Consider the following 10,298-nt stretch of genomic DNA (forward strand, 5'->3'; position numbering starts at 1 on the left):
ACGCGACGAAGGAGCGCCCTTGACGGCCCGGACCGACACGGAAGGACAGTGGACTGACGGGACGCCCCCGGACCTCCCCTGATGCCGGGTGCGGGCATCCCGCCCACCCTGACCCCGACCCCGGCCCACCCTCCGACCCCGCGTGCGGGCACCCCCCCTACTCCTCCGGCGGGAACACCGCCTCCCCCGTCGCCGCCAAGGTGATCGTGATCGCCTCCACCGGGCAGCCCTCCGCCGCCGTCAGGACCGGCTCGTTCGCGTCCGTCTCCGGGTCGCGGGGGTGCGACTGGCGGGCCGAGTCCAGGGCGAAGCCCTGCGGTGCGTGGTTCACGCACATCCCCGAGCCGATGCAGACGCCCCGGTCCACCTCCACGTGCCACCGGTCGCCCATCAGGCACCCGCCCCGGCCCCGTAACCCGCCGGCAGGTGGATCATCTTGTGCTCCAGGTACTCGCTCAGCCCCTCCGGGCCGAACTCCCGCCCGACCCCGCTGTTCTTGTAGCCGCCGAAGGGTCCCAGCATGTCCAGGCTGAAGGTGTTCACGTTGAAGGTGCCCGTGCGCACCTGCCGGGCGAAGTCGATGCCGTGTTCGACGTCCCCCGTCCAGACGCTGCCGCTCAGGCCGAACTCCGAGTCGTTGGCCACCCGTACCGCCTCCGCCTCGTCCGCGTACGGGATCAGGCAGACCACCGGTCCGAAGATCTCCTCGCGGGCGATGCGCATCGAGTTGTCCACGTCCCCGAAGAGCGTGGGCTCCACGTACCAGCCCCGCTCCAGCCCCGCGGGGCGGCCGCCGCCCGCCAGTACCTTGGCGCCCTCCTCCTGCCCGATCCGGATGTAGTCGAGCGAGCGCTGCTGCTGGCGCCGGGCCACCAGCGGCCCGAGCTGGGTCGCCGGGTCCAGCGGGTCGCCGACGACCAGGGCGCCGGCGGCCGCCGCGAGGGCCTCGGCCACCTCCTCGTACCGGCTGCGCGGCGCGAGGACGCGGGTCTGGGCCACGCACGCCTGCCCGTTGTTCATCCAGGCCGCGGGGACGATCCCGGCGACGGTGCTCTCCAGGTCGGCGTCGGGCAGGATGACGGCGGCGGACTTGCCGCCGAGTTCCAGCGTGACCCGGGTGAGGTTGCGCGCGGCGACCTCCATCACGCGCCGGCCCGCCGCGACCGAGCCGGTGAAGGCGACCTTGTCGACGCCCGGGTGGCCGACCAGGTACTCGCTGACCTCCCGGTCGGCGGGCAGGATCGACAGCACCCCCTCGGGCAGCCCGGCCTCCCGCGCGATGTCGGCGAGGATGTACGAGTCGAGCGGGGACTCCGGCGACGGCTTGAGGATCACGGTCGATCCGGTCAGCAGCGCGGGTGCCAGCTTGGCGGCGGCCACGAACTGCGGGACGTTCCACGGGATGACGGCCGCGACCACGCCCACCGGCTCCCGGCGCACCAGGATCGGCCCGAGCACGCCCTGGCGGTGTTCCTCGTAGGGGTAGGCGCGCGCGACCTGGATCGCGGCGTCGTAGACCATCATCGGGCCGAGGGCCTGCGCGAGGATGCTCCAGGAGTAGGGGGAGCCGTTCTGGGAGCTGATCGAGCGGGCGATCTCCTCGTGCCGGACGGCGATGGCGTCCTTGATCCGGGTGACGACGGCGATCCGCTCGTCGAGGGACGTCCGCGGCCACGGGCCCTCGTCGAAGGCCTTGCGCGCGACGGCGACGGCGCGGTCCACGTCCGCCTTCGAGGCGTGCGGGACGCTGCCGATGACCTGCTCGGTGTGGGGGGAGACGATCCGGATGGTGTCGGTGCCCAGCGGATCCGTCCATTCCCCGCCGATGAACAGGTGTCCGTGTTCCACGAGCTCGGTCATGGCTGCTGCCTCCTGCGGCTTGGCGTCCCAGAACTGATACCAGTTCTATTTCCAGGAGTCCACGGCCGGGACGCAACCACCCGGGTGATCCCACGACTGGTCAGGAAGCCCCGGAGATGGTCGACTTGGGCGACCACTGCAACACGTTCTCGTCACAGTGGAGGCGGGCGGCCCACGCCCCCGGCCAGGCGCAGACAGGGAGCCCCTCATGCCAGCGGATCCGTCACAGGCGAAGCCCCATCCCGTGCCGCAGGTCACCGACCACGGCGGAGGCGTCCACGGCATCAAGGTGCCCATCCCGGACAACCCGCTGGGCCACACCCTCGTCCACGTCCTCGACACCGGCCGCGGCCCGGTCCTCGTCGACACCGGCTGGGACGACCCGGAGTCCTGGGACACCCTGGTCGCCGGCCTCGGCGCGCTCGGCATCGCCGTCGCCGACGTCCACGGCGTGGTCATCACCCACCACCACCCCGACCACCACGGCCTGTCCGGCCGGGTCCGGAAGGCCTCGGGCGCCTGGATCGCCATGCACGCGGCCGACACCGAGGTCGTCCTGCGGACCCGGTCCGCGGAGCCCGGCGTCTGGTTCGACTACATGAGCGACAAGCTCGCCGCCGCGGGAGCCCCCGAGGACCACATCGCCCCGCTGCGGGCGGCCCGCGCGGCCGGGCGGATGCGGACGCTGCCGGGGCTGCGGGCCGCCGTCCCCGACCGGGAGATCGTCCCCGGCGAGCTGCTCCCCCTCGCCGGGCGCAGGCTCCGCGCGATCTGGACCCCCGGCCACACCCCCGGCCACGTCTGCCTGCACCTGGAGGAGGAGCACCCGGCGCAGCTGCCCGGCAACGGCCGCCTGTTCTCCGGCGACCATCTGCTGCCCGGGATCTCCCCCCACATCGGCCTGTACGAGGACCCGGAGGACACCCGGGTCACCGACCCCCTCGGCGACTACCTCGACTCCCTCGAACGGATCGGCCGCCTCGGTCCGGCGGAGGTGCTGCCGGCCCACCAGCACCCCTTCACCGACGCCCCGGCCCGGGTCCGCGAGCTGCTGCGCCACCACGAGGAGCGGCTGACCGGGCTGTGGGAGCTGCTGGCCGAGCCGCTGACCCCGTGGGGTGTGGCGGAGCGGATGGAGTGGAACCGGCCCTGGGCGCAGATCCCGTACGGCTCCCGCAACATCGCCGTCTCGGAGGCGGAGGCGCATCTGCGGCGGCTGGTGAAACAGGGCCGGGCGGAGGCTGTCGCGGGCAGCGACCCGGTGACGTACCGGGCGCTGTGAGGCCGCGTACCTGCGGCGCGTCGCGGGCGCTGCCCCGGGCCCGGTAAGGGGCGTCGACCGGCGGCGCCCCGGGCAGGCAGGCTACGGGCCGGTAGAGTGAACCCGTCGTCCACCCTGCCGTACGGGGAGAAGCCGGTGGGAATCCGGCGCTGACCCGCAACCGTGACCCGCCGGCACCGCCGGGACCGGGGAGCCGGATCGCCTCGTACGGGAGGTGCGCGGCTCGCGCCGCCGGAGCCCCCGGCGGCCGGCACCGTCGAGGTACACGGAGCCGGAGCCCGGTGCCTGAGCGTGCCTGCCTCCTGCTCCCCAGCAGGAGAGGCACCCGCCCCCATGAACGTCCGCCGCAGCGCCGCCGCGCTCGCCGCCTCCGCCGTGCTCTGCGCGGGCGCCGCCCCCGCAGCCCTCGCCGCGCCCTCCCCCTCCGCCTCCGCGGCGCCGGTCGTCCCGTCCGGGCTGTTCGGCAAAAAAGACCCGACGTACGACGGCGTGTGGCGGCAGTCCTTCGCCCTGCTCGCCCAGCGCACGGTCGGAGTGAAGCCCGCCCCGCAGGCCGTCGACTGGCTCGTCGGCCAGCAGTGCGCGAACGGCGGCTTCGCCTCTTTCCGGGCGGATGCGGGCGCGGCGTGTGACACGGCGACGGTGTTCGACACCAACGCCACCTCGGTGGCCGTGCAGGCGCTGAAGGCGCTGGGTGGTCACGACGCCGCGGTGAAGAAGGCCGTGGACTGGCTGAAGTCCGTCCAGAACGAGGACGGCGGCTGGGCCTTCGTCCCCGGCACCCCGAGCGAGGGCAACTCGACGTCGATCGTGATCAGCGCGCTGGCCGTGGCGGGCGAGAAGCCGGCCGAGGTCAGGTCGAAGGCCGGCAAGTCCGCGTACGAGGGCCTGCTGGCCTTCCAGCTGGGCTGCGCTGCCGAGCCGGCCGCGGACCGGGGCGCGTTCGGCTACCAGTCGGCCGACGGGAAGCTGCCCGCGAACGCCGACGCGACGGCCGCGGCCGTCCTGGCCGGCCTGGGCAAGGGCGCGGTGGTCGAGCCGGCCGCCACGGACACCCCCGCGGCCCCGCCGGCCTGCCCGGCGGGCGCGGCCGACCCGGTGGCCGCCGCCCAGGGCGCGGCCGGCTACCTGGCCGAGGCCCTGAAGAAGGACGGCCACCTCACCGCGGTCACCCCGGGCGCGGACCAGCCGACCGCGGACACCGGCAACACCGCCGACGCGGTGATCGCCCTGGCCGCGGCCGGGCACAAGCAGTCGGCGGCGGGCGCGCTGGAATGGCTGAAGGCCAACTCGGCGGACTGGTCCAAGGGCAGCCCCGCGGCCCTCGGCACGCTGATCCTCACCGCGCACGCGACGGGCGCGGACCCGAGGTCCTTCGGCGGCACGGACCTGGTGTCGGCCCTGAACGCGACGGGCCCGGCCCCGCAGGCGGCGCAGGCCGAGAGCAAGGACGAGAAGAAGAAGGACGAGGACGGCTCCGGCAGCCAGAACATCTGGTGGATCGTCGGCGCGGGCGCGGCGGCCGGCATGGGCATCGGCATCATGCTGAGCGGCCGCCGGAAGAAGAACCAGCTCTGATGCGCGGCCGCCCGACCCTGCCGGCGCTCGCCGTCGGCATCCTCCTCACCCTCCTCGCCGCGTCTCCCGCTCTGGCGTCGAGCTACCGGTACTGGTCGTTCTGGGACGGCGCGGGCGGCCGGTGGCAGTACGCCACCCAGGGCCCGTCGTCGGCCCGCCCGGCGGACGGCTCGGTCCAGGGGTTCCGCTTCGCGGTGAGCAAGGACGCGGCGGCGGAGGCGGCGCAGCCGCGGGCGGCGGCCGGCTTCGCCGCGATCTGCGGCTCGACCCCCGCCGTGGAGGGCAGGAAGCGGGTGGCGCTGGTCGTCGACTTCGGTCTCGCGGCGGACGCCCCGGCGGGCGAAGCGCCGCCGCAGGAGGCGCCGCGTACGGCCTGCGCCCAGGTGTCCCCGGACGCCACGGCGGCCGAGGCGTTGGCAGAGGTGGCCAAGCCGCTGCGGTACGACAGCGCGGCACTGCTGTGCGGGATCTCCGGCTACCCGAAACAGGGCTGCGGCGAACCGATGGCGGACGCCGAGCCGAAGCCCGCGCAGCCGTCCGCCCCGCAGTCGGCGGCCCAAGACCCGTCGGCCCAGGACCCGTCGGACGGCGGCCCCTCGGCGGGCCTGCTGGTGGGCCTTGCGGCGGTGGCGGCCCTGGCCGCGGCCGCGATCTGGCAGTCCCGCCGCCGTACCCGATGACCCCGTCGGCCGGCCCCGCCACCCCCGCCGACGGCGTCCCGGCCCGGCCGCGCGGTGAGGCGGACGCCGAAGGCAGCCGGCCGACCCCCGGGGCCACCCGCACGGGTGCCGCGGAGGGAAACCCGCGCCTGCCGGGAACCACCCCCGGCACCGGCACCGGCAGCGGCCCGCGACCGCGGCCCGGGCGGACCACCCGGACGGCCCGGGACGAGACGCCGACCCCGCGCAGCCGCAGGCACACGGCCCCACAGGCCCGCCGGGGCAACGCCCTGCACGCGGGTGCGTGGTGGCTCTGGGCACTCGGGCTGGCCACCGCCGCCTCCCGCACCACCAACCCGCTCCTGCTCGGCCTCCTCGTCGGCGTGGCCGGCTACGTCGTCGCCGCCCGCCGCACCACCGCCCCCTGGGCCCGCTCGTACGGCGCCTTCCTCCAGCTCGGCCTCTTCGTCATCGCCCTGCGCCTCCTCTTCTCCGCCGTCCTCGGCTCGCCCGTCCCCGGCGCGCACACGCTGCTGACCCTCCCCGAGCTCCCGCTCCCGGCCTGGGCGCAGGGCATCCGCCTCGGCGGCCGGGTCACCGCCGAGCAGCTCGTCTTCGCCTTCTACGACGGCGCGAAGCTGGCCACCCTGCTCGTCTGCATCGGCGCCGCGAACGCCCTCGCCAATCCGGCCCGGCTCCTCAAGTCGCTCCCGGCCGCCCTGTACGAGGCCGGCGTCGCCGTCGTCGTCGCCATGACCTTCGCGCCGAACATGGTCGCCGATGTGGCCCGCCTCCGCACCGCCCGCCGCCTGCGCGGCCGCCCCACCGGCGGCATCCGGGCGGTCGCACAGATCGCCCTGCCGGTACTCGAAGGCGCCCTGGAACGTTCCGTGGCCGTGGCCGCCTCGATGGACGTCCGCGGCTACGGCCGTACGGCCGAGGTGCCGGCCGCCGTCCGCCACACCACCAACGCCCTCACCCTCGGCGGACTGCTCGGCGTGTGCGCGGGCACGTACGGCCTGCTCGCCGCCGAGGGCGCCGGGTACGGGCTGCCCGTCCTGCTCCTCGGCCTGCTCCTCGCCCTCGCGGGGCTTCGCCTGGGCGGCCGGCGCAGCATCCGTACGCGCTACCGGCCCGACCGCTGGGGCCCGCGCGCGTGGCTGGTCGCCGGGTCGGGCGCGGCCGTGGCCGCCGCAATGGCCTGCGCCGGGGCCCTCGACCCGGAGGGCCTGCGCCCCGGGGTGGTGCCGCTGGTGGCGCCGACGCTGCCGCTGTGGCCTGCGGCGGCGATCCTGATCGGCCTGCTTCCCGCCTTCGTGGCACCCGTACCGCCCAAGGAGACAGCGCAGTGATCCGCTTCGAGCAGGTGTCGGTGACCTACGACGGCGCCGCGGAGCCCGCCCTCCAGGGCGTCGACCTGGTCGTTCCCGAGGGGGAGCTCACACTGCTGGTCGGCCCGTCGGGCGTCGGCAAGTCGACGCTGCTGGGCGCGGTCAGCGGTCTGGTCCCGCATTTCACCGGCGGCACGCTGCACGGGCGGGTCACGGTCGCCGGCCGGGACACCCGCACCCACCCGCCGCGTGAGCTCGCCGACGTCGTCGGCACGGTGGGCCAGGACCCGCTCGCCCATTTCGTGACGGACGTGGTCGAGGACGAGCTGGCGTACGGGATGGAATCCCTCGGCCTGGCTCCGGCGGTCATGCGGCGCCGGGTCGAGGAGACCCTGGACCTGCTGGGCCTGAACGAGCTGCGCGACCGTCCGATCGCGTCCCTGTCCGGGGGGCAGCAGCAGCGGGTGGCGATCGGCTCGGTCCTGACCCCGCACCCGCGCGTCCTGGTGCTGGACGAGCCGACCTCCGCCCTCGACCCGGCGGCCGCCGAGGAGGTCCTGGCGGTCCTGCAGCGGCTGGTCCACGACCTGGGCACGACGGTACTGATGGCCGAGCACCGCCTGGAACGGGTGGTCCAGTACGCCGACCAGGTCCTGCTGCTTCCGGGCCGGGGCGCCGCACCCGTGCTGGGCCCGCCCGCGGAGGTGATGGCCGTCTCCCCGGTCCACCCGCCGGTGGTCTCGCTGGGCCGCCTCGCCGGCTGGTCCCCGCTCCCCCTGTCGATCCGCGACGCCCGCCGCCTGGCCGCGCCCCTGCGCTCCCGCCTGTCCGAGCACGCCCCCGGCCCGCTCGCGGCGCGACCCGCACCGGCAGCCGTGGCGACGCCCGACCCGGCCGCGCCGGCGGTCCGGGCGGGGGGTACGGGGCACGGCTCCGCTGCCGGGAAGATGCGGGCCGGGGAGGAAACCCCCGTCAGCACCGGCTTCCGCCCCGGCCTGTGGTCCCGGCTCCGCCGTACGCCCGCCGCTGCGCCCGCGCCCCCGTCCCCGTCGCCGACGGTGGCCGAGGCCCGGGGGGTCTCGGTGCGCCGGGCCCGCGCCGAGGTCCTGCACGGCATCGACCTCACCGTCTCCCCGGGCGAGACCGTCGCCCTCATGGGCCGCAACGGCGCCGGCAAATCCACCCTGCTCGCCGCGCTCATCGGCATGGTCGAGCCCGCCTCCGGCTCCGTCAGCGTCGGCGGCCGGGCCCCGCACCGGACGGCGCCGCGCGAGATGGTCCGGCGGGTCGGCCTCGTCCCGCAGGAACCCCGCGACCTGCTCTACGCCGACACGGTCGCCGCCGAGTGCGAGGCCGCCGACGCCGATGCCGGCGCGGCCCCCGGCACCTGCCGCGACCTGGTCTCGGCCCTGCTGCCCGGCGTGCCCGACGACACCCACCCCCGCGACCTCTCCGAGGGGCAGCGCCTGGCGCTCGCGCTGGCGCTCGCGCTGACCGGCCGGCCGGCCCTCCTCCTGCTGGACGAGCCGACCCGCGGTCTGGACTACGCCGCCAAGGCCCGGCTGGTCGAGGTGCTGCGGGAGCTCGCCGCGGCGGGCCACGCCATCGTCCTCGCCACCCACGACGTGGAGCTCGCCGCCGAGCTCGCGCACCGGGTCGTGATCCTGGCCGGCGGTGAGATCGTGGCGGACGGCCCGACGGCCGAGGTGGTCGTCTCCTCGCCCGCGTTCGCCCCCCAGGTGGCCAAGATCCTGGCTCCCGCGCCCTGGCTCACGGTGGCCCAGGTCGCGCGCGCCGTGGGGGCCGCCCGATGAGGCCCGTACGCATCGGCCCCCGCGCGGCCGCCGCGCTGCTCCTCGTCACCCTCATCGGCATCGCGGCCTTCGGCTGGCCCCTGCTCGCCGACGGCGGGTCGGGCCTGGCGCACTCCGAGGACGCCCCTTGGCTGTTCGCGGTCCTGCTCCCGCTGCTGGTCGCCGTCGTCGTCGCGACCATCGCCGACCAGGGGATGGATGCCAAGGCCGTGGCGATGCTGGGGGTGCTCGCGGCGGTCGGCGCGGCCCTGCGTCCGCTGGGGGCGGGGACGGCCGGCCTGGAGCCCATGTTCTTCCTGATGGTGCTGAGCGGCCGGGTCCTCGGGCCGGGCTTCGGCTTCGTCCTCGGCTCGGTCACGATGTTCGCGTCCGCCCTGCTGACGGGCGGGGTCGGTCCGTGGATGCCGTTCCAGATGCTGGCGCTGGGCTGGTTTTCGCTGGGGGCCGGGCTGCTGCCGGGCGCGGAGCGGATCCGGGGCCGTGCGGAGCTGGCGATGCTGGCGGCGTACGGCTTCGCGGGCTCGTTCGCGTACGGCACGATCATGAACCTGCAGGGTTGGGTGACCTTGCAGGGCATGGGCCAGGGCATCTCCTTCCATCCGGGGGAGCCGCTCGCCGCGAACCTGGCGCGCTTCGTCGCGTACTGCCTGGCGACCTCCCTGGGGTGGGATCTGGGCCGGGCCGCCCTGACCGTCGTGCTGACGGTGACGCTCGGCGGGACGCTGCTGAAGGCGCTGCGCAGGGCGGTGCGGAAAGCGGCGTTCGAGACGCCGATTTCCTTCGGTTCGCGTTGATGGTGGCCCCGCCCACACTCCATTTCGCGTGACGAACTGATACATAAGGTGACAATTCGGGCATCCGGCGGTGACCCGCCCCACAGGACCCACGTCACATCCGACCGCGGATAGTAGGCGCCGCGCACCCCTCGGGAGCCTCCCCGAACCGGCTCCCACCTGCCCGGACGCCTCCATCACCGGGCGGGGGTCGAAAGTACCCGACTGCGAGGGCGCGTAGTAAGAGGGGTCGTTGCCAGACCCTTCTCGGCCTGGCTAACTGGTGTTGTCGCTACGGCGGCCGGGGTCTTCGCCCCCCGCCCGACGAACCCCTCTCCTCCGCGTGAGTGGCTCACGCACGTCTTCGGCGTGCCCGCGACCGCCCTTACCCCCTTCGGAAGGTTCATCCGTGTCCAACGCTGTCATCCGTCGCATCGCCGCTTCCAAGAAGACCCTCGCCGGCTCCATCGTCGCCCTGGGCGTCGCCGGCACCATGCTCGCCACGGTTCCCGCCCAGGCGGCCCCGACGAGCGCCAAGGCGATCGCGCACCAGATGATCAAGGACCCGGCCCAGTTCGCCGCCTTCGACAAGATCATCTCCCACGAGAGCGGCTGGGACCACACCGCCACGAACGCCTCCTCGGGCGCGTACGGCCTGGTCCAGGCCCTGCCGGGCTCGAAGATGGCCTCGGCGGGTGCCGACTGGAAGACCAACCCGGCCACCCAGATCAAGTGGGGTCTGGACTACATGAACTCCCGCTACGGCAGCCCGGTCGGCGCCTGGAACTTCTGGCAGGCCCACCACTGGTACTAAGCCGCCAGTGGCCGTCCCGCAGTAACAGCAGTACGCGGTAGCAGCAGTACAGCGGTAAGAGCAGTGCGAAGGCCCCGGTGGCCGGCCTCCCCAGGCCGGTGCTGCACTTCGCCGGCGGTGCCACCGTCGTCTACAAGCCGCGCCCCCTCGGCCAGCACGCCCTGTTGGACCAGGCGGTCGGCTGGGC

Annotated in this window: 9 protein-coding genes and 1 riboswitch; of the genes, 7 read left to right on the top strand and 2 right to left on the bottom strand. The window is 75.0% G+C overall.

The window, feature by feature from the left end; translation table 11 throughout:
• Positions 1–157 precede the first annotated feature (157 nt).
• On the bottom strand, positions 158–391 hold the full coding sequence (locus AB0B01_RS30270) for a ferredoxin (protein WP_361726006.1): 234 nt from the start codon (positions 389–391) through the stop codon (positions 158–160).
• Positions 391–1,860, bottom strand: a complete 1,470-nt coding sequence (locus tag AB0B01_RS30275; protein WP_361726009.1) for an aldehyde dehydrogenase — start codon at positions 1,858–1,860, stop codon at positions 391–393. Before AB0B01_RS30275 ends, AB0B01_RS30270 begins: the two co-directional genes overlap by 1 nt.
• A 208-nt stretch (positions 1,861–2,068) precedes the next feature.
• Here AB0B01_RS30275 and AB0B01_RS30280 point away from each other — a divergent pair, with 208 nt between their 5' ends.
• The 7 genes from AB0B01_RS30280 (at position 2,069) to AB0B01_RS30310 (ending at position 10,111) form a co-directional block, all read left to right on the top strand.
• A complete protein-coding gene (locus AB0B01_RS30280) occupies positions 2,069–3,142 on the top strand; it encodes an MBL fold metallo-hydrolase (protein ID WP_361726012.1) in 1,074 nt (357 codons plus the stop codon).
• Positions 3,143–3,268: 126 nt separating this feature from the next.
• Positions 3,269–3,342, top strand: a riboswitch (cobalamin riboswitch).
• Between the two features lie 133 nt (positions 3,343–3,475).
• A complete protein-coding gene (locus AB0B01_RS30285; RefSeq protein WP_361726015.1) occupies positions 3,476–4,720 on the top strand; it encodes a prenyltransferase/squalene oxidase repeat-containing protein in 1,245 nt (414 codons plus the stop codon).
• Positions 4,720–5,400, top strand: coding sequence for an SCO2322 family protein (locus AB0B01_RS30290; RefSeq protein ID WP_361726018.1), 681 nt, complete (start codon positions 4,720–4,722; stop codon positions 5,398–5,400). Before AB0B01_RS30285 ends, AB0B01_RS30290 begins: the two co-directional genes overlap by 1 nt.
• Complete coding sequence (locus AB0B01_RS30295) at positions 5,397–6,731, top strand: energy-coupling factor transporter transmembrane protein EcfT (protein ID WP_361726021.1); 1,335 nt, start codon at positions 5,397–5,399, stop codon at positions 6,729–6,731. The genes AB0B01_RS30290 and AB0B01_RS30295 overlap by 4 nt, the downstream gene beginning before the upstream one ends.
• A complete protein-coding gene (locus tag AB0B01_RS30300; protein WP_361726024.1) occupies positions 6,728–8,524 on the top strand; it encodes an ATP-binding cassette domain-containing protein in 1,797 nt (598 codons plus the stop codon). Before AB0B01_RS30295 ends, AB0B01_RS30300 begins: the two co-directional genes overlap by 4 nt.
• On the top strand, positions 8,521–9,318 hold the full coding sequence (locus AB0B01_RS30305) for an ECF transporter S component (RefSeq protein ID WP_361726027.1): 798 nt from the start codon (positions 8,521–8,523) through the stop codon (positions 9,316–9,318). The genes AB0B01_RS30300 and AB0B01_RS30305 overlap by 4 nt, the downstream gene beginning before the upstream one ends.
• A 388-nt stretch (positions 9,319–9,706) precedes the next feature.
• Positions 9,707–10,111, top strand: a complete 405-nt coding sequence (locus AB0B01_RS30310; RefSeq protein ID WP_361726030.1) for a transglycosylase SLT domain-containing protein — start codon at positions 9,707–9,709, stop codon at positions 10,109–10,111.
• Positions 10,112–10,298: the final 187 nt, after the last annotated feature.

Origin of the sequence: Streptomyces sp. NPDC044571, from assembly GCF_040647115.1 — a bacterium.
Classification (GTDB): domain Bacteria; phylum Actinomycetota; class Actinomycetes; order Streptomycetales; family Streptomycetaceae; genus Streptomyces.